Raw genomic sequence first — 17,504 nt, 5'->3', positions numbered from 1 at the left:
GATGAACAAGCGATACATTTGCAGCCTTCTGCGGAAAAGGTCCGGCCTGATCGGCGGGTCAAGCGGATATTTTTTCCGAAGTGACTATGACTATGTGGCACAAGGAATTGTTCTGGAGTTCGTCCCAAGGGGGCTCTATGTATGGAATTTTGTATTTCCATTGTTTGACTCCTTTGGGCCGCATCTTTCCTACAGCAGCCGAATCGCGGATCGGCCGTTTATCGGAAGGGATCAAATGGCAGACGATGATGTGGTTGAGAGCATTCTTTCATCGATCGAGCTGCGAAACGTTATTGAAGCGAAGTCTTCAATGACCTTGATGGAATTTGCATCATTTCTTGAGACGCGGGGCTTGAGAGGTGCTCACGCTCATATCAATCATGCAACTGCATTGGCGCTATTGGGGAAGACGGATCTAGCGCTGAAGTTGCTGAAGGAACTAGTCCCGGCGTTGGATGATCATGATCTGAAACTTTGCGATTCTCTAATAGTGGCCCTGAATCATGGAATTGAGGCGGTCAAATCGATGCTGGACGTGGTGAAGGAGAAGAATGTTAAGAAGCTGGGCGGGGCCTGATCCAAAGGTTAATCGTCCAGTGTTTCCCGGGTAGCCATCAGCCGCCAAGTGCCTGCTGCGTCTCGAACTTTATTGGGGCGGCTCGTCGCTGGAGCCGTGGCGCTGTCTTGGGTTCTAGAACATCTCGATGTGCAGGGCGACGTTTGCGCGTGTCTCGTCGTGATTGCTTTAGATCCTCTGCTTTGTATGTTCCCGCTACTGTCGCTGGAAGAACTTCTCCATCGATGCGTTGTCATGGCTGTTTCCTATCCGGCTCATGCTGCACAGGATGTCTGCTCGCGCAGAACGCTCTGCCAGTTTTACTGGGTGAAGAGCGAATTGAGTTCGCCAGGGTTGACGATAACGAGCCGGGACTTGCTGATCTTCTTGATCGTTGGAAGGCGGTCGGCTATCCGCTGTCCGGCCTGAAGTGTTTCCGTCTCGAGACCAGCTCGACCGGAAGCGTCATTCTCATCTACGCCAGGACATGGCGGATCGAGCATCTGCCGATGGCGGGTGCAGTGCCCTGAAGGACATCCCGTGCCCAGATTCCTCACCCCCGACGAGGTCTCTCTCATCCACAGGCTGCTGCCTGAGACGACCGAACTGTCCGAACGGTTGTTGAAGGATCTGGCGCTCGCCCAGGTGGAGGACGTGGAGGTCGTCGGATTCGGGGGCGTGGTGTTCCTGTCCAGCACGACCCAGCTTTTCGGCAGTGATATTGCCACTGCCATGCTTGCCGATGCCGACGGCGTGCCGGTGAGAGTCACCCTGTGCCTGGATAATCACGATCAACTCTTCGAGCTGGAGCTGTGCAAGGTGGACTTCTCTCCGATCATCGGCGTCGATCTGAGAAGCGCTTTCAGCGAGCATTGACGTCTGTTGAAAGCGTTCCTCGCTGAAGGCCGTTGCGCCTGGCGTTCACCCTTCGGGCTGCAACCGCCCCTCCGCCTGCGCGCACAACGACTGGCAAGCCATGACCAACCCCTCCATCACCCGGTCGCCCACGTACTGCTCCGGTTCGCCGTTCTGCCGGGTGCGCTCCGCCGCCAGCAGCATTTCCAGCACTACCCGCAACCCGCTCAACGCGCAATCGGCATCGGCCAGGGCCAGGCAGCGCCCGGGCAGCTGATGCCGCTCCGGCCAGGGTTGGCCATCGGCCGCCGCACCGACGCCGATGCGATGGAGGTTGGCAATGAAGGTGTTCCTGTCCACTGCGGGCACAGCCTGTGGCGAACCGTCGTCGTGGGCGGTGCTGCGATAGGCGTGCAGATGCGGGAAGTCCGATTCGTTCATGGCAAGGCTCCGTGCAGGGCAATCGGTAGCCGCCACCCATAAAAGTGGCGGGCGGTACGTGGTTCGAACACCGGGTTGATGTCAGTCCGGCGGGCCCGGAAGCCCCCACGCACCGCCCGCCATAGCCGGCAGACGGATTGCCAGCCGGCGCCACGCTGAGGTGACGCCGGCTGGCAAGCGCATACATCAACATCAACTCGGGTGTTCGAAGCCCGGCCACCCTTTTCCGGTGGCACGCCATCTGAGCCCCTGGCGCTGTGCAATGCCAATCAGAAGAGTTGCAAACATCGCTCGATTGGAGACGCTTTCGGCATTCTCCCACGCTGTTAAGCACTGCCAGCGCTGGCTGGCGTGGTGATCCGCCCGAACCGTGCAATCTGCGACAGGTGTCGAGGTTGGGCGAGGGAGGGAAGCGGGTGGGAAGGGGTGATGGCGACAGGCTCCGCGGGGGCCTGAGTCGAGCATGGCGGGGACCCGCCGACGCCAAAGCGTGACGTGCGACGCGGGTTGACGTTCCCAGCCACCAAGCGCAGGCTGGTCCGGCACGTTTCCTAAACTGAAGGAGACTTATGACCGCCACTGCTTCCCTGCACCCGGCACCTGACGCGCAGGGTCGTTCCCGGCTCTGGAGCGTGTTCTGGCTGCAGGGCGTCATTCCCAGCAACATTCTGTGGGCGGTAGCCCTCTGGGCGCTGGCCAACCAGCGCACCCCGCTGCTGCTGGGGGTATTTGCCGTACTGCTGCTCTATACCGGCTGGATCATCCCGGCGGTGTGGCGGGCGGCGCCTACTGCGCACAACCCCAACCTGGGCGTGGCCGCGCGCGGGCTGACCGTGGCCTGGGGGCTGAACACCGTGCTGGTGATCTTCTTCCTGACCCTGCAGCTGGTGGCTCAATAGAACTGAACAGGCTCGCCGCCCCGGTCGAAGGCGGCGAAGCGGCCGATCTGACCGTCATGGATGGCGTTGACCATCAGCTTCAGCGGGCGGGCGGCCTCATCGCTGTTGGGAGCGAAACCGGCGCGACCGTCCAGCGCCGCCACGAACACCAGGTCCCAGTCGATGCCGGTGGTGGTGGATTCGGTGGCCAGCGCCTTGAAGCTGGGCACCTCGGCTGGCAGCTTGTCCACGCACAGCACCGGCGACAGGGTGCCGCCCTCACGGCGGTCATGCCGGTCGCGCTGGTCGTCGGTGGGCGATTCGGGCAGCTCGGCGCGCACGAATACGAACAGCAAGCGCTGCGGTTCAGCCTGCTGGCCTGCGGCGTGCAGCAGCTGCTGGAAATCGTTCATCATCATGAGGGTTGTCACACGCCCGCTGCACGGAAAGCCGCATGCTGCCACAACGCCTGCCGCGCGGGGCCGAAGACGATTGATTTAAGTCATGCCCATGGAGCTGACTGCCGCGTACTCTGGCAATCGTTCCAGCAGACGAGGGTTTCCGGGCCGTTCCGGGTACAGGCAAGACGGTGGAGCAACAAGGTGGACCAGCCATGAGCCAACTCACCGACGGTTTCGGACGCAGCTTTCCGTACCTGCGCCTGTCGTTGACCGAAGCCTGCAACTTCCGTTGCAGCTACTGCCTGCCCGACGGTTACCAGGTCGATGGCCGCCCGCGCTTCCTGCAGGTGGATGAAATCGCGCGCCTGGTGCGCGCGTTCGCCGCGCTGGGCATGAGCAAGATCCGCCTGACCGGTGGCGAGCCCAGCCTGCGCAAGGATCTGGACGAGATCATCGCCACCGTGGCGGCGGCGCCGGGCATCCGCAAGGTGGCCATCACCACCAATGGCACGTTGCTGCCGCGTCGCCTGCCGGGCTGGCACCGCGCCGGCCTGACCGCGCTGAACGTGAGCATGGACAGCCTGCAGCGCGAACGCTTCAGGACCATCACCGGGCATGACCGCCTGCCGGAGATCGAACAGGGCCTGGCCCTGGCGCAGGCGTTGGGCCTGCCGGCGATCAAGCTCAACGCGGTGCTGCTGCGCGGCTTGAATGACGACGAGCTGCCGCAGTGGATGGACTACCTGCGTGACCGTCCTTTCAGCGTGCGCTTCATCGAGCTGATGCGCACCGGCGACAACGAAGCCTATTTCCAGCGCCACCACCTGCGTGCCGACGTGGTGATCGAGCAGCTGCTTGCCGCAGGCTGGCACGAGCGTCCACGCGCGGCCGATGCCGGCCCGGCGCGTGAGTTCGGCCACCCCGACCATCGCGGCAGCATCGGCATCATCGCCCCGTATTCGCGTGACTTCTGCAAGGGCTGCAACCGCCTGCGGGTGACCGCCAAGGGCGACCTGCGGCTGTGCCTGTTCGGCGAGTTCGGCGTACCGCTGCGCCCGCTGCTGCAGCGCGACGACGACCACGACGCGCTGCTGGCACGCATCACCACACAGCTTGGCCTGAAAGCGGCCGGGCATGGACTGCACCAGGGCCAGACCGGGCTGACCCCGCACCTGGCCTCCATCGGAGGATGAGCAACACGATGAGTGGGGAATTGAATGCGGCCTTCCATATGGCCGATGTCCGCGACAAGCGCATCACCCGCCGCCGTGCGGTGGCGGTGGGCGAGCTGCATGCCGGTCCGGTGGCCTATCCGCTGATCGTCGAGCGCCGCCTGCCCAAGGGCGATGCGCTGGTGATGGCCGAGATTGCCGGCCTGCAGGGTGCCAAGATGGCCTCGATGCTTATGCCGCTGTGCCACCCGCTGCCGCTGGAGCTGGTGCAGGTGTTCTGCGCGGCGGTGCCGGAACGGCAGGCGATCCGCGTGTGGTGCGAGTGCGCCAGCGAGGCGCGCACCGGCGTGGAGATGGAGGCACTGGCCGGCGTCAACGCGGCGCTGCTGACCCTGTACGACCTGAGCAAGCCGGTGGAACCGGCCCTGCGCATTGAAGGCATCCGCCTGCTGTTCAAGGAAGGTGGCAAGCGCGGCGTGTGGCTGCACCCGGATGGCATGGACGATGCCGAGCGCGCGCGCTTCAAGCCGCGTGCGCCGAAGGGCCTGGAGGGCGCGGCCTGCGCGGTGATCACGCTGAGTGATCGCGCCAGCGACGGCACCTATGAAGACATTTCTGGTCCGACCCTGGTGACCGGCGTGAAAAAGCTGGGCGGCGAGGTTGTGGCGGCCGAGGTGTTGCCCGATGGCATCGAGCCGTTGGCGGGTCGGCTGCAGGCGCTGGCCGCCGACGGTGTGCGCCTGTGCCTGTGCACTGGCGGTACCGGGCTGGGCCCACGTGACCTGACCCCGGAGGCGCTGCGTTCCTTGAACGCGCGGCCGGTGCATGGCCTGGCGCAGATGGTGCGGGCACTGAGTGCACAGCACACGCCGATGGCCTGGCTGAGCCGCGCCGAAGTAGTGCAGCTGGGCGGCATGCTGGTGTTCGCACTGCCGGGCAGCCCGAAGGCAGCGGCGCAGTGCCTGGATATTCTGGCGCCGGTGCTGGGCCACGCCTTGGCCATGGTCGACGGTGGTGGCCACGCATGATTGCCTATAGCGAGGCCTTGCAGCACCTGCTGGACGCGGCCACGCCGCTGCCGGCCGAGCGCCTGCCGCTGCATGAGGCCGCTGGCCGCACTCTGGCCAGTGACATCATCAGTGGGCAGTCGCTGCCGCCGTTCGACAATTCGGCAATGGACGGCTTCGCGCTGCGCGCCAACGGCGCGACGTTCGAAGCCGGTACCGAATTCGCGGTGCAGGGCTGGCAGGCCGCCGGCGATGCCGGTGCCGAAGGCGGCGAGGGTGCCTGGGAAATCATGACCGGTGCGCGCATGCCGGTTGGGCTGGATACGGTGGTACCGGTCGAGAACGTGGACGTCCTCGCCAGCGAGGATGGACGCCCGACCCGCATCGCCCTGAAGAGCACGGTGAAGCCGGGCCAGAACGTGCGCCTGCGCGGCCAGGATGTTAGCGACGGCGAACGTGTGCTGCAGGCCGGCCAGGTGCTGGACATCAATGCGCGCACCCTACTGCATGCCATCGGCGTGGGCGAGGTGGCGGTGGTGGCGCGGCCGAAGGCGGCGGTGATCGCCACCGGCAAGGAGCTGGTGACCGAGGCGGCGCAGACGCTGGAATCCGGTCAGATTCGTGACAGCAACCGGCCGTACCTGGTCGGCCGCCTGCAGGCCGCCGGTGCCGAGGTGGTGTGGCAGGGCACGGTGGGTGATGACGTGGCCGCGTTCAACGCGGTGCTCGACGAAGCGCTGGCCGCAGGCGCGCAGCTGCTGATCAGCACCGGCGCGGTGTCGGCCGGCCGCTACGATTTCGTTCCCGATGCACTTCGTGGCCGTGGTGCGCGCATCGTGTTCCACAAGGTGGCGATCCGCCCGGGCAAGCCGCTGCTGTTTGCGGTGCTGCCCAATGGCGCGCTGTATTTCGGCCTGCCCGGCAACCCGGTCTCGGCCGCCGTGGGCCAGCGCTTCTTCGTGGAGCCGGTGCTGCGGCGCCTGCTGGGGCTGGCACCGGAAACCGTGTTGCAGCTGCCGCTGCAGGCCGATGTGCGCAAGCCGCCGGGCCTGCGCTTCCACGCGCGTGCGCGGGTGGAAGTGGACGGTCAGGGGCGCCTGAGTGCGCGCGTGCTGTCCGGGCAGGAGTCGTTCCGTTTGATGTCCATGCTGCAGGCCAACGCCTGGGTGGTGCTGGAGGCTGAGGGCGACCTGGCCGCCGCTGGCACGCCGGTGCGGGTACAGGGCTGGGGTCACCATGACCCGGTGCAGCTGGTGAGCCAGGAGTCATGATGAAACAGGTGAATCTGCAGCTGTTCGGTGCGTTTTCCGATCTGGATGCCAGCCGCGAGATCGCGGTGGAGGTGGCCGGAGGCACCGTGGCCGACCTGCGACAGGCGTTGCGCGAGTTGCTGCCGGTGCGTTGGCCGGGCTTCCGCGCCGGATTGCTGGATTACTCGGCATTTGCCGACCAGCAACGCGTGCTGCGTGACCACGAGGCGCTGCCCGACGATGGCCGGGTGGCGATCCTGCCGCCGGTGAGCGGGGGCTGAGCGATGAGCGAGAAGATCATCGCCAAGGTGGTGGACCGCGCGCAGGCGGTGATCGATCCGGCCGAGGGCATCGCTGCGGTGTCCGATCCGGGTTTCGGTGGCATCGATGTGTTCATCGGCAAGGTGCGCGACGTGAATATCGGCCGGCCGGTGAACGGGATCACCTACGACCTGTTCGAGCCGCTGGTGCTGAACGAGTTCAAGCGGTTGGCAGCAGAGGTCGAGGCCACGTTCGGGCCGAAGTTGAAGCTGTATGTAGCCCATGCCAAGGGCCGGTTGGGCATCGGCGATGTGGCGGTGGTGGTGGCTGCGGGCAGCCCGCACCGTGACGAGGCGTTCCGGGCCTGCCGGCAGTTGATCGAGGTGGTGAAGCACCAGTGCCCGATCTGGAAGCAGGAGCATTACGAGGACGGCGACAGCGAGTGGAGCGAGGGTTGCAGCCTGTGCCATGCAGACAACGAACCCGCACATGCCCATGACCACGTGCACGACCACCCGCATTGATGCCGGTGCAGCCACGCATGGCGTGGCTCTACTGCAATGAGCGGAACCATCGACGGCATCGTGCTGGCCGGCGGCCTGTCCAGCCGGATGGGGCGCGACAAGGCGCTGCTGCCGTGGCAGGGGCGAACCCTGCTGGAACACATGCGCGGCCTGCTGCTGCAGGCCGGCGCCCAACGGGTGTGGGTGAGCGGCAACTATCCAGCGTTCGCTGGCATCCCCGATCGGGTAGCCCGTTGCGGCCCGCTTGGCGGGCTCTACAGCGTGGCGAAGTGCATGCCCGATGGACCGGCCTGGGTGGTGCCGGTGGACATACCACTGCTGCCGCCACGATTGCTGCAGCAATTGCGTGACGGCCATCGCGGTCCGTGCACGATCTTTTCCGGTCACCCCCTGCCCATGCTGCTGGAGATAGACGATGCTTGTCGTAGCGCGCTGGGATCGATGCTGGACGATCCGCACGGTCCGCGCTCGCTGCAGGCGCTGCAGCGTCGTCTTGGCGTGAACACGATCGCGCTGGCGCCGGTTGACGAGGCCGGGCTGGTCAACTGCAATACCCCCGAACAATGGGAGGATGTTGCGTCATGAAAGTGCAGTTGCAGGACCAATCGATACGGCTTCGCCTGGACGAGGCCGAACTGGCGCGCCTGCTGGCCGGTGAATCGGTCGAGAACATGACCCGCTTCGGCGGTATTGAAGGTTGGGGCATGGCGGTATCGCTGCATGGCGGCGAGCAGCCCGTGTTGCTGGACGGAGGCACCTTCTGCCGCCTGGTGTTGCCGCGCCCGGCCGTTGAGGCCTTGGCTGCACGGCTGCCTTGCCGTGACGGCCTGCCGTTCGACATTGCCCTGGAAGATGGCGGCCAGCTTCAGCTGCAGTTCGATGTGGACGTGCGCGACAGCGTACGCCAGCGCGGGGTGACCCGCCGCACCACCGCGCCTTCGGTTTGACATTTGTCAGGGGCAGGGTGGAAACCGCCCCCTGATTGATCCAGATCAACCCCGTCGTTGTTGCTGCACGGCCTAATGGCTGCATGACGACGGGTCACAACTTGAAAGCAGTACCCACGTCATTCCACAGCCTTGGAGCCATGTATGACCGTCGGTAGCGATCCTGTTGTCCGCAGCACTGCCAGTCCAGGTCGCGTCATCAGCGACTGGACGCCGGAGGACCCCGGCTATTGGGAGCGCACCGGCAAGCGGGTCGCCACCCGCAACCTGGTCATCTCGATCCCCTCGCTGCTGCTCGCCTTCTCGGTCTGGGTGCTGTTCTCGGCGGTGTCGATCAGCCTGCCGAAGATCGGCTTCAACTTCAGCACCGACCAGCTGTTCTGGCTGGTGGCGCTGCCCAGTCTGTCCGGCGCCACGCTGCGCATCTTCTATTCATTCGTGATTCCGATCTTCGGTGGCCGCCGCTGGACCGCGCTGTCCACGGCCTCGCTGCTGGCGCCGACGCTCTGGCTCGGCTTTGCGGTACAGAACCCGGCCACGCCGTACTGGGTGTTCGTGGCCATTGCGATCCTGTGTGGGTTCGGTGGCGCGAACTTCTCCTCGTCGATGTCCAACATCTCCTTCTTCTACCCCAAGCAGAAGCAGGGCCTTGCGCTGGGCCTGAACGCCGGCCTCGGCAACGTCGGCGTGTCGGTGGCGCAGGCGGTGATTCCGCTGGTCATCACCGTGGGCGTGTTCGGTGCGCTGGGTGGTGCACCGCAGCCCGCGGTGGAGGGTGGGGCACCACTGTTCCTGCAGAACGCAGGCTTCATATGGGTGCCGGCCATCGCGCTGTGCGCCATCGCGGCCTGGTTCGGCATGAACGACCTGACCAGTGCGCGTTCGTCGTTCTCCGAGCAGGCGGTGATCTTCCGCCGCAAGCACAACTGGCTGATGTGCTGGTTGTACATCGGCACCTTCGGTTCCTACATCGGCTTCTCGGCCGGCTTTCCGATGCTGGTGAAAAGCCAGTTCCCGGACGTGAACCCGCTGGCCTACGCCTTCATCGGCCCGCTGCTGGGTGCATTGATGCGTTCGGTGGGCGGCAGCATGGCGGACCGCTGGGGCGGCGCACGCCTGACTTTCTGGGTGTTCGCGCTGATGATCGCCGCCGTGTTCGGTGTGCTGCACTTCCTGCCCAGTCACGGCCAGGGCGGCAACTTCTACGGCTTCCTGCTCAGCTTCATGGCGCTGTTCGTGCTCAGTGGCATCGGCAACGGCACCACCTTCCGCATGATCCCGGTGATCTTCCGCACCCTGCATGAGCGCTGGTCGGCCAAGGACAACGCCGAAGGCAAGGCCTCGGCCGCACACCAGGCCAGCATCGAATCGGCGGCGGTGGTCGGCTTCTCCGGTGCGATCGGTGCCTATGGCGGTTTCTTCATTCCCAAGAGCTACGGCTCGTCCATCACCTTGACCGGCAGCCCCGACATGGCGCTGTACGGATTCGTTGTTTTCTACGTCACCTGCCTGGCCGTGACCTGGTGGTGGTACTACCGGCGCGGTGCCGAGACACCCTGCTGACGACATGAAAACGCACCGCAGCCAGATGACACACACAGCCACGATGCCGATGTCCGCAAAGGGAGACCCCCGATGAGTTATTTCCTCGATCGCTTGCAATTCTTCAAGCGTGACCCCCAGACCTTTGCCGATGGCCACGGATTCGCCAAGAGCGAAGGCCGTGACTGGGAAAACAGCTACCGCGCCCGCTGGCAGTACGACAAGATCGTACGCTCCACCCACGGCGTGAACTGCACCGGCTCCTGCAGCTGGAAGATCTACGTCAAGAACGGCCTGGTCACCTGGGAAACCCAGCAGACCGACTACCCGCGCACGCGCCCGGACCTGCCCAACCATGAACCGCGTGGCTGCCCGCGTGGCGCCAGCTATTCCTGGTACCTGTACAGCGCCAACCGGCTGAAGTACCCGCTGATCCGCGGCACTTTGCTGCGCCTGTGGCGCGAGGCGCGCAAGAGCAAGGGCCCGGTCGATGCCTGGGCCAGCATCGTGGAGGACAAGGAGAAGGCGCGTTCGTACAAGACCCGCCGTGGCATGGGTGGCTTCGTGCGCCTGCAGTGGGAAGAGGCCAACGAGATCATCGCCGCCTCCAACCTGTACACGGTCAAGCAGTACGGCCCGGACCGCGTGGTCGGCTTCTCGCCGATTCCGGCGATGTCGATGGTGTCCTACGCCGCCGGCGCGCGCTACCTGTCGCTGCTGGGCGGCGCGTGCCTGTCCTTCTATGACTGGTACTGCGACCTGCCGCCGGCCTCGCCGCAGATCTGGGGCGAGCAGACCGACGTGCCCGAATCGGCCGACTGGTACAACAGCCGTTACATCATCGCCTGGGGCTCGAACGTGCCGCAGACGCGCACGCCCGATGCGCATTTCTTCACCGAGGCGCGCTACAACGGCACCAAGACGGTGGCGATCTGCCCGGACTATTCCGAGCTGGCCAAGCTGACCGATCACTGGCTGCACCCCAAGCAGGGCACCGATGCGGCGCTGGCATTCGCCTTCGGCCATGTGATCCTGCGCGAGTTCCACGTCGATTCGCCCTCGCAGTACTTCCAGGACTACTGCCGACAGTACTCGGACATGCCGATGCTGGTGCGACTGGAGCGCCGCGACGATGGCCGTCTGGTGGCGGGCCGGTTCCTGCGTGCGAGCGAGCTGGGTGGCCTGGGTGAAGCCAATAATCCGGACTGGAAGACCCTGGCTTTGGACGAGACCAGCGGCCAGATCGTGGTGCCCAACGGTTCGATCGGTTTCCGCTGGGGCGAGAAGGGCAAGTGGAACATCGAGGAGAAGGAAAGCAATGGCGCCGATACGCGCCTGCGCCTGAGCCTGGCCGACGCCCATGAGGGCATCGAGGCGGTCAGCTTCCCGTACTTCGGTGGCATCGAGTCGGAAGGTTGGACCGCCGCGCCGGCCGACGAGGTACTGGAACGCAACATCCCGGTGCGTCGCCTGGCGCTGGCCGACGGTGGCGAGACCCTGGTGGCCACGGTCTACGACCTGCTGCTGGCCCAGTACGGCGTGGACCGTGGCTTTGGCGGCGGCAACGTGGCATCGAGCTTCGATGACATGGTGCCGGGCACACCGGCGTGGCAGGAGCGCATCACCGGCGTGTCGCGCGCCGAGGTGATCGAGATCGCCCGCGAGTTCGCGCGCACCGCCGACAAGACCCATGGCCGTTCGATGATCATCGTCGGCGCCGGGATGAACCATTGGTTCCACAACGATATGAACTACCGCGGCCTGATCAACATGCTGATCATGTGCGGTTGCGTGGGCCAAACCGGTGGCGGCTGGGCGCATTACGTGGGCCAGGAAAAGCTGCGCCCGCAGACCGGCTGGCAGCCGCTGGCCTTCGGCCTGGACTGGAGCCGCCCGCCGCGCCACATGAACGGCACCTCGTTCTTCTACTTCAACACCGGGCAATGGCGCTACGAGAAGCTGCAGGTGGACGAGCTGCTGTCGCCGCTGGCGGATGCGAGCAAGTACAGCGGCAGCCTGGCCGACCTGAACCTGCGCGCGGTGCGCATGGGCTGGCTGCCGTGTGCGCCGCAGCTGGACCGCAACCCGCTGCAGCTGGTACGGGAGGCCGAAGCGGCCGGCGTGGCCCCGGCCGACTACGCGCTGGGCAAGTTCAATGACGGTTCGCTGGACTTCGCCTTTGCGGATCCCGATGCACAGCAGAACCATCCGCGGATGATGTTCATCTGGCGCTCGAACCTGCTCGGTTCCTCGGGCAAGGGCCACGAATACATGCTGCGGCACCTGCTGGGGACGCGCCATGGCCTGCAGGGCAAGGACCTGGGCGAGATGGGCGCGGTCAAGCCGGAGGAGGTGAAGTGGCGTGACGAAGCGCCGGAAGGAAAGCTCGACCTGCTGGTGACGCTGGACTTCCGCATGTGCACCACCGCGCTGTACTCGGACATCGTGCTGCCTACGGCCACCTGGTACGAGAAGGACGACCTCAACACGTCGGACATGCACCCGTTCATCCACCCGCTGTCGAAAGCGGTGGATCCGGCCTGGGAATCGCGCAGCGACTGGGACATCTTCAAGGAGGTTGCCCGCACCGTGAGCGAGATGGCGCCCGGTGTGCTGGGCGTGGAGAAGGACCTGGTGCTGGTGCCGACCCTGCATGACACCCCCAACGAGCTGGGCATGCCGTTCGGCGTGGCTGATTGGAAGAAGGGCGAGTGCGAGGCCATTCCGGGCCAGACCATGCCGTCGATGACGGTGGTGGAGCGCGACTACCCCAACCTGTACCGCAAGTTCACCTCGCTGGGCCCGCTGCTGGACAAGCTGGGCAACGGCGGCAAGGGCATGAGCTGGGACACGAAGCACGAAGTCGAATTCCTCGGCAAACTCAACCACACCGTGCACGACGAGGGCGTGAGCCAGGGCCGTCCGGCCATCTCGACCGCGATCGACGCGGCCGAGGTGATCCTGCACCTGGCACCGGAGACCAACGGCCATGTGGCGGTGAAGGCCTGGGAATCGCTGGGCACCTTCACGGGTCGCGAGCACACTCATCTGGCGGTGGGCAAGGAGCACGAGGCGATCCGCTTCCGTGACATCCAGGCGCAGCCGCGCAAGATCATCTCCTCGCCGATCTGGTCGGGCCTGGAAGACGACAACGTCAGCTACAACGCCGGCTATACCAACGTGCACGAGCTGATTCCGTGGCGCACGGTGACCGGTCGCCAGCAGTTCTACCAGGACCATGAGTGGATGATCGACTTCGGCGAGGCCTTCATGGGCTACCGGCCGCCGGTCAATACGCGCACGGTGGAGCCGCTGCTGAACCAGCGCCCGAACGGCAACAAGGAGATCGTGCTGAACTGGATCACCCCGCACCAGAAGTGGGGCATCCATAGCACCTACAGCGACAACCTGATCATGCAGACGCTGTCGCGCGGTGGCCCGATCGTGTGGATCAGCGAGGACGACGCACGCAGCGCCGGCATCGTCGACAACGACTGGATCGAGCTGTTCAACGTCAACGGTGCGATCGCCGCGCGTGCGGTGGTCAGCCAGCGCGTGATGCCGGGCATGGCGATGATGTACCACGCCCAGGAACGCATCATCAACGTGCCGGGCTCGGAGATTTCCGGGACCCGCGGCGGCATCCACAACTCGGTGACCCGCATCGTGCTCAAGCCCACCCACATGATCGGCGGCTACGCGCAGCTGGCCTACGGTTTCAACTACTACGGCACCTGCGGCACCAACCGCGACGAGTTCGTGATCGTGCGCAAGATGGACAAGGTGGATTGGCTAGATGGCGAGGCCGTACCGGCCGCCGCCAAGGAGGTGGTGTGATGAAGGTCCGTGCACAGATCGCGATGGTGCTGAACCTGGACAAGTGCATCGGCTGCCATACCTGCTCGATCACCTGCAAGAACGTCTGGACTTCGCGCGAGGGCGTCGAGTACGCCTGGTTCAACAACGTGGAAACCAAGCCAGGCATCGGCTACCCCAAGGAATGGGAGAACCAGGACAAGTGGAACGGCGGCTGGGTACGCACCCGCGCCGGCAAGCTGGTGCCGCGTGCCGGTGGCCGCTGGCGCATGCTGGCCAAGATCTTCGCCAACCCGGACCTGCCACAGATCGACGACTACTACGAGCCGTTTGATTTCGACTACCAGAACCTGCACACCGCCAAGGACAGCCAGCACCAGCCCACCGCGCGGCCGCGTTCGCTGATCAGTGGCGAGCGCATGCAGAAGATCGAGTGGGGCCCGAACTGGGAGGAAATCCTGGGTTCGGAGTTCAGCAAGCGCTCGCGCGACTACAACTTCGACCAGGTGCAGAAGGAGATCTACGGCGCCTTCGAGAAGACCTTCATGATGTACCTGCCGCGCCTGTGCGAGCACTGCCTGAACCCGGCGTGCGTGTCGGCGTGCCCCTCGGGCGCGATCTACAAGCGCGAGGAAGATGGCATCGTGCTGATTGATCAGGACAAGTGCCGCGGCTGGCGCATGTGCGTGTCGGCGTGCCCGTACAAGAAGATCTACTACAACTGGAAGAGCGGCAAGTCGGAGAAGTGCATCTTCTGCTACCCGCGCATCGAGATGGGCGAGCCAACCGTGTGCTCGGAAACCTGTGTGGGTCGCATCCGCTACCTGGGGGTGATGCTGTACGACGCCGACCGCATTGCCGAGGCGGCTTCGGTGGCCGCCGAGAAGGACCTGTACCAGGCCCACCTGGACATCTTCCTGGACCCGAACGACCCGGCGGTGATCGCCGCCGCGCGCAAGGAGGGCATCCCGGACAGCTGGCTGGATGCAGCCAAGCAGTCGCCGGTGTACAAGCTGGCGATCGACTGGAAGCTGGCGCTCCCGCTGCACCCGGAATACCGCACGTTGCCGATGGTCTGGTACGTACCGCCGCTGTCTCCGATCCAGTCCGCTGCCGAGCGTGGCCGCGTGGGCATGAGCGGTGAGTTGCCGGACGTGGCCTCGCTGCGCATCCCGATGCGCTACCTGGCCAACCTGCTGACGGCGGGTGACGAGGCGCCGGTGGTGCGCGCGCTGGAGCGGCTGATGGCGATGCGTGCCTGGCGCCGGGCCAAGAACGTAGACGGCGTGGAAGACACCGCAGTGCTGGAGCAGACCGGGCTGAGCATTGCCCAGGTCGAAGAGATGTATCGCTACCTGGCCATCGCCAATTACGAGGACCGTTTCGTGATTCCCACTGGCCACCGCGAGTACGCCAACGATGCCTTCGGCGAGCGCGGCGGCTGCGGCTTCACCTTCGGCAACGGCTGCAACGGTGACAGCCCGGCCGATCTGTTCGGCCAGCGCAAGAGCACAACGTTCGTGGTGGACAACGGCCCCAATCATCGCCGCAAGGAGGTGGTGTGATGAGCGTGCTCAAGCTGGTCGGGGTGTTGCTGGATTACCCCCGTGAAGAACTATGGCAGCACGGCGAGGAACTCCTCGCCGCCTGCGACGACCCGGCGCTGGGCGCCGCCCGCCGCCAGCAGCTGCGCAGCTTCGTGCAGCAGCTGCTGGCTACCGATGCGCTGGATGCGCAGGCGGCGTGGCTGGCCAGTTTCGACCGCGGCCGCTCGATGAGCCTGCTGCTGTTCGAACACATCCATGGCGAGTCGCGCGACCGCGGCCAGGCCATGGTCGATCTGGTCGAGACCTACCGCCGCAACGGCTTCGAACTGGATGCGCGCGAGCTGCCGGACTACCTGCCGCTGCTGCTGGAGTTCCTGGCCCATCGCCCTGGCAGCGAGGCCCGCGAGTGGCTGCACCACATCGGCCATATCGCCGGGATGCTGGCGGCGCGTGCCGCCGAGCGTGAGCTGCCGCACCGGGTGCTGTTCGAGATCCTGGTCGAAGCCGGCGACGGCAAGGCCGATCTGCAGGCGCTGCGCCAGCGTGCCAGCGAGGAAGTCCGCGACGATACCGCCGAGGCCATGGACCGCTTGTGGGAGGAGGAGGCGGTGCGCTTCGGCGCCGAAGCCCCTGCCGAGGACTGCAAGCCGCCCGTGCGTTCGCCGGCCCGTCCTTCGCATCGAGAGGTCCAGCCATGAGTTACTCCCTGCATCAATTCGCCTTCCAGTACTACCCGTACATCGCCGTGGCGGTGCTGCTGATCGGCAGCTGGGCGCGCTACGACAAGGCCATGTACACCTGGCGCACCGGCTCCAGCCAGATGCTGTCAGACAAGGGCATGCGGATCGGCAGCAACTGCTTCCACATCGGCATCCTGGCCATCCTCGGTGGCCATCTGGTCGGTCTGCTGACCCCGCACGCGGTGTACGAGCACTTCATCACGTCGTCGCAGAAGCAGATGCTGGCGATGGTGGTTGGTGGTGTGTTCGGCGCACTGTGCTTCATCGGCATCGGCATCCTGCTGGTTCGCCGCCTGTTCAATGCGCGCGTGCGTGCCACTGGCAGCTTTGGCGACACCCTGGTGCTGGTGCTGCTGTTCGCCCAGCTGTGCCTGGGCCTGTACAGCATCCGCGTCTCGTCCGGCCACCTGGACGGTGGGGTGATGGTGCAGCTGGCCGAGTGGGCGCAGCACATCGTGACCTTCCGCGCCGGTGCCGCCGACTATATCGAGGGCGTCAGCTGGGTCTACAAGATGCACATTTTCCTGGGCCTGACCCTGTTCCTGATCGCGCCGTTCACCCGCCTGGTGCACGTGTGGAGCATTCCTGTCAGCTACCTGTGGCGGCCCTACCAGGTGGTGCGCCGCCGCCAGGCCACGCTGCGCTACGGTCCGCGGGAGTAAGCCATGGGCAGCCTGCCGAAATTCCTGCCGATCACCGTGATCGACTCCAATGCCCCGGTTCCGGCCGAGGCCCATTCGCACCATCACGACGCGGCGGAGCAGGGACCGCGCTCGCTCGGGCAGCCGGCACCGTGCCGGTTGTTCGTGGACGAGACCGCGATCAGCGAGGCCGATATCGCCCGCGAGATGCAGCACCACCGGGCGATGCGCCCGGAACAGTCACGTGCCGAGGCGGCACGTGCACTGGTGGTGCGCGAGCTGCTGCGCCTGGAAGCGCAGCGGCTGGGCCTGCAGGCACCGGAGGGCCGGGTCAGCGACGAGGAAGTGCTGATCCAGCAACTGCTGGAAGACGCGATCGAAGACCGCGTGCCGACCGATGAGGACTGTCGCCGCTACTTCGAGCAGAACCCGGAGCGCTTCCGCTCGCCTGACCGCGTGCGCCTGCGCCATATCCTGCTGGCTGCGCCGGCCGACGACGTGGCCGGGCGCTTCGCCGCACGCACCGAAGGCGAGCGACTGGTCGGACTGCTGAAGGAGTCGCCGCACCTGTTCGCCGATTTCGCCCTGCGCCATTCGCGCTGCCCGTCCAGCAGCGAGGGCGGCGACCTGGGCTGGCTGCAGCGCGGGCAGACCACGCCGGAGTTCGACCGCCAGGTGTTCCGCCTGCGCGAGGGCCTGGCCGGTTTCCCGGTGGAATCGCGCTGGGGCTACCACGTGGTCTGCGTCGATGCCCGCGAGGAAGGCCAGCCGCAGCCGTTCGAGGCGGTGCTGCCACAGCTGCGTGATTACCTGGAGCTGCAGGTACGGCAGCGCGAAGTGCAGGCCTACCTGCTGCAGCTGCAGGAGCGCTACCCGGTGCGCGGGCTGGACGAGATCGACGCCGAAGCGGATATCGGCTGAACCCC

Annotated in this window: 18 protein-coding genes and 1 pseudogene; 16 read left to right on the top strand and 3 right to left on the bottom strand. The window is 65.5% G+C overall.

The annotated features are described in order from the left end of the window. Nucleotide 1: 1 nt before the first annotated feature. A complete protein-coding gene (locus AC0Z6F_RS00375) occupies nucleotides 2-577 on the top strand; it encodes a hypothetical protein (RefSeq protein ID WP_232273975.1) in 576 nt (191 codons plus the stop codon). Between the two features lie 37 nt (nucleotides 578-614). Here the strand turns inward: AC0Z6F_RS00375 and AC0Z6F_RS00370 are convergent. Next, nucleotides 615-876: pseudogene (locus AC0Z6F_RS00370) on the bottom strand (IS3 family transposase); the annotation flags it as partial. A 220-nt stretch (nucleotides 877-1,096) separates the two neighbouring features. Here AC0Z6F_RS00370 and AC0Z6F_RS00365 point away from each other — a divergent pair. Beyond that, entirely contained in the window at nucleotides 1,097-1,432 is a 336-nt protein-coding gene (locus AC0Z6F_RS00365) for a DUF6984 family protein (protein WP_006371662.1), read from the top strand. 45 nt (nucleotides 1,433-1,477) lie between these two features. Here AC0Z6F_RS00365 and AC0Z6F_RS00360 read toward each other — a convergent pair whose 3' ends face one another. After that, on the bottom strand, nucleotides 1,478-1,852 hold the full coding sequence (locus tag AC0Z6F_RS00360; RefSeq protein ID WP_012511283.1) for a hypothetical protein: 375 nt from the start codon (nucleotides 1,850-1,852) through the stop codon (nucleotides 1,478-1,480). A gap of 569 nt (nucleotides 1,853-2,421) precedes the next feature. Here AC0Z6F_RS00360 and AC0Z6F_RS00355 point away from each other — a divergent pair. After that, nucleotides 2,422-2,751, top strand: a complete 330-nt coding sequence (locus AC0Z6F_RS00355; protein ID WP_006371559.1) for a hypothetical protein — start codon at nucleotides 2,422-2,424, stop codon at nucleotides 2,749-2,751. Here AC0Z6F_RS00355 and AC0Z6F_RS00350 read toward each other — a convergent pair. Beyond that, nucleotides 2,745-3,149: a hypothetical protein gene (locus AC0Z6F_RS00350; RefSeq protein ID WP_012511282.1), complete on the bottom strand. Its 405-nt coding sequence runs from the start codon at nucleotides 3,147-3,149 to the stop codon at nucleotides 2,745-2,747. The genes AC0Z6F_RS00355 and AC0Z6F_RS00350 overlap by 7 nt on opposite strands. A gap of 194 nt (nucleotides 3,150-3,343) precedes the next feature. Between AC0Z6F_RS00350 and moaA the strand changes: the two genes are divergently transcribed. The 13 genes from moaA to AC0Z6F_RS00285 all read left to right on the top strand — a co-directional run bounded on the left by moaA (nucleotide 3,344) and on the right by AC0Z6F_RS00285 (nucleotide 17,499). Then, on the top strand, nucleotides 3,344-4,324 hold the full coding sequence (moaA, locus tag AC0Z6F_RS00345) for a GTP 3',8-cyclase MoaA (RefSeq protein ID WP_012511281.1): 981 nt from the start codon (nucleotides 3,344-3,346) through the stop codon (nucleotides 4,322-4,324). Between the two features lie 8 nt (nucleotides 4,325-4,332). Then, the gene (gene moaCB, locus AC0Z6F_RS00340) at nucleotides 4,333-5,331 is read left to right on the top strand and encodes a bifunctional molybdenum cofactor biosynthesis protein MoaC/MoaB (protein WP_485616517.1); all 999 of its coding nucleotides are present in this window, start codon (nucleotides 4,333-4,335) and stop codon (nucleotides 5,329-5,331) included. After that, nucleotides 5,328-6,581, top strand: coding sequence for a molybdopterin molybdotransferase MoeA (locus AC0Z6F_RS00335; protein ID WP_485616519.1), 1,254 nt, complete (start codon nucleotides 5,328-5,330; stop codon nucleotides 6,579-6,581). Before moaCB ends, AC0Z6F_RS00335 begins: the two co-directional genes overlap by 4 nt. Continuing rightward, nucleotides 6,581-6,841 carry a MoaD/ThiS family protein gene (locus AC0Z6F_RS00330; RefSeq protein ID WP_049401279.1) on the top strand — a complete coding sequence of 87 codons (261 nt, stop codon included), beginning with the start codon at nucleotides 6,581-6,583 and terminating at the stop codon, nucleotides 6,839-6,841. Before AC0Z6F_RS00335 ends, AC0Z6F_RS00330 begins: the two co-directional genes overlap by 1 nt. Before the next feature lie 3 nt (nucleotides 6,842-6,844). Beyond that, on the top strand, nucleotides 6,845-7,345 hold the full coding sequence (locus AC0Z6F_RS00325) for a molybdenum cofactor biosynthesis protein MoaE (RefSeq protein WP_485616520.1): 501 nt from the start codon (nucleotides 6,845-6,847) through the stop codon (nucleotides 7,343-7,345). A gap of 36 nt (nucleotides 7,346-7,381) precedes the next feature. Next, a complete protein-coding gene (gene mobA / locus AC0Z6F_RS00320) occupies nucleotides 7,382-7,930 on the top strand; it encodes a molybdenum cofactor guanylyltransferase (protein ID WP_485616521.1) in 549 nt (182 codons plus the stop codon). Next, complete coding sequence (locus AC0Z6F_RS00315; RefSeq protein ID WP_485616522.1) at nucleotides 7,927-8,292, top strand: DUF7009 family protein; 366 nt, start codon at nucleotides 7,927-7,929, stop codon at nucleotides 8,290-8,292. The genes mobA and AC0Z6F_RS00315 overlap by 4 nt, the downstream gene beginning before the upstream one ends. Before the next feature lie 144 nt (nucleotides 8,293-8,436). Further along, on the top strand, nucleotides 8,437-9,855 hold the full coding sequence (locus AC0Z6F_RS00310; RefSeq protein ID WP_485616523.1) for a NarK family nitrate/nitrite MFS transporter: 1,419 nt from the start codon (nucleotides 8,437-8,439) through the stop codon (nucleotides 9,853-9,855). A 72-nt stretch (nucleotides 9,856-9,927) separates the two neighbouring features. After that, nucleotides 9,928-13,671 (top strand): nitrate reductase subunit alpha, encoded by a 3,744-nt coding sequence (locus AC0Z6F_RS00305; protein WP_485616524.1) that lies wholly within the window; start codon nucleotides 9,928-9,930, stop codon nucleotides 13,669-13,671. Continuing rightward, on the top strand, nucleotides 13,671-15,215 hold the full coding sequence (gene narH / locus AC0Z6F_RS00300; protein WP_065723460.1) for a nitrate reductase subunit beta: 1,545 nt from the start codon (nucleotides 13,671-13,673) through the stop codon (nucleotides 15,213-15,215). The genes AC0Z6F_RS00305 and narH overlap by 1 nt, the downstream gene beginning before the upstream one ends. Further along, entirely contained in the window at nucleotides 15,215-15,895 is a 681-nt protein-coding gene (gene narJ, locus AC0Z6F_RS00295; RefSeq protein ID WP_065723459.1) for a nitrate reductase molybdenum cofactor assembly chaperone, read from the top strand. The genes narH and narJ overlap by 1 nt, the downstream gene beginning before the upstream one ends. After that, nucleotides 15,892-16,599, top strand: coding sequence for a respiratory nitrate reductase subunit gamma (narI, locus tag AC0Z6F_RS00290; protein ID WP_485616526.1), 708 nt, complete (start codon nucleotides 15,892-15,894; stop codon nucleotides 16,597-16,599). Before narJ ends, narI begins: the two co-directional genes overlap by 4 nt. Nucleotides 16,600-16,602: 3 nt before the next feature. Continuing rightward, nucleotides 16,603-17,499: a peptidylprolyl isomerase gene (locus tag AC0Z6F_RS00285; RefSeq protein WP_485616527.1), complete on the top strand. Its 897-nt coding sequence runs from the start codon at nucleotides 16,603-16,605 to the stop codon at nucleotides 17,497-17,499. Nucleotides 17,500-17,504 lie beyond the last annotated feature (5 nt).

Source organism: Stenotrophomonas sp. 1L-E-5-B-C3, from assembly GCF_057292075.1.
The sequence above is the reverse complement of the archived record's forward strand: the minus strand, read 5'-3'. Positions and strand labels throughout refer to the sequence as shown.

Excerpts from the sequence above, each read along its gene's own strand:
- narI (WP_485616526.1), top strand. The coding sequence starts at position 15,892 with ATGAGTTACTCCCTGCATCAATTCGCCTTCCAGTACTACCCGTACATC.
- AC0Z6F_RS00310 (WP_485616523.1), top strand. The coding sequence starts at position 8,437 with ATGACCGTCGGTAGCGATCCTGTTGTCCGCAGCACTGCCAGTCCAGGT.
- AC0Z6F_RS00375 (WP_232273975.1), top strand. The coding sequence starts at position 2 with ATGAACAAGCGATACATTTGCAGCCTTCTGCGGAAAAGGTCCGGCCTG.
- AC0Z6F_RS00335 (WP_485616519.1), top strand. The coding sequence starts at position 5,328 with ATGATTGCCTATAGCGAGGCCTTGCAGCACCTGCTGGACGCGGCCACG.
- mobA (WP_485616521.1), top strand. The coding sequence starts at position 7,382 with ATGAGCGGAACCATCGACGGCATCGTGCTGGCCGGCGGCCTGTCCAGC.
- AC0Z6F_RS00355 (WP_006371559.1), top strand. The coding sequence starts at position 2,422 with ATGACCGCCACTGCTTCCCTGCACCCGGCACCTGACGCGCAGGGTCGT.
- AC0Z6F_RS00315 (WP_485616522.1), top strand. The coding sequence starts at position 7,927 with ATGAAAGTGCAGTTGCAGGACCAATCGATACGGCTTCGCCTGGACGAG.
- narJ (WP_065723459.1), top strand. The coding sequence starts at position 15,215 with ATGAGCGTGCTCAAGCTGGTCGGGGTGTTGCTGGATTACCCCCGTGAA.
- AC0Z6F_RS00330 (WP_049401279.1), top strand. The coding sequence starts at position 6,581 with ATGAAACAGGTGAATCTGCAGCTGTTCGGTGCGTTTTCCGATCTGGAT.
- moaA (WP_012511281.1), top strand. The coding sequence starts at position 3,344 with ATGAGCCAACTCACCGACGGTTTCGGACGCAGCTTTCCGTACCTGCGC.
- AC0Z6F_RS00285 (WP_485616527.1), top strand. The coding sequence starts at position 16,603 with ATGGGCAGCCTGCCGAAATTCCTGCCGATCACCGTGATCGACTCCAAT.
- moaCB (WP_485616517.1), top strand. The coding sequence starts at position 4,333 with ATGAGTGGGGAATTGAATGCGGCCTTCCATATGGCCGATGTCCGCGAC.
- AC0Z6F_RS00350 (WP_012511282.1), bottom strand. The coding sequence starts at position 3,149 with ATGATGATGAACGATTTCCAGCAGCTGCTGCACGCCGCAGGCCAGCAG.
- narH (WP_065723460.1), top strand. The coding sequence starts at position 13,671 with ATGAAGGTCCGTGCACAGATCGCGATGGTGCTGAACCTGGACAAGTGC.
- AC0Z6F_RS00325 (WP_485616520.1), top strand. The coding sequence starts at position 6,845 with ATGAGCGAGAAGATCATCGCCAAGGTGGTGGACCGCGCGCAGGCGGTG.
- AC0Z6F_RS00305 (WP_485616524.1), top strand. The coding sequence starts at position 9,928 with ATGAGTTATTTCCTCGATCGCTTGCAATTCTTCAAGCGTGACCCCCAG.
- AC0Z6F_RS00360 (WP_012511283.1), bottom strand. The coding sequence starts at position 1,852 with ATGAACGAATCGGACTTCCCGCATCTGCACGCCTATCGCAGCACCGCC.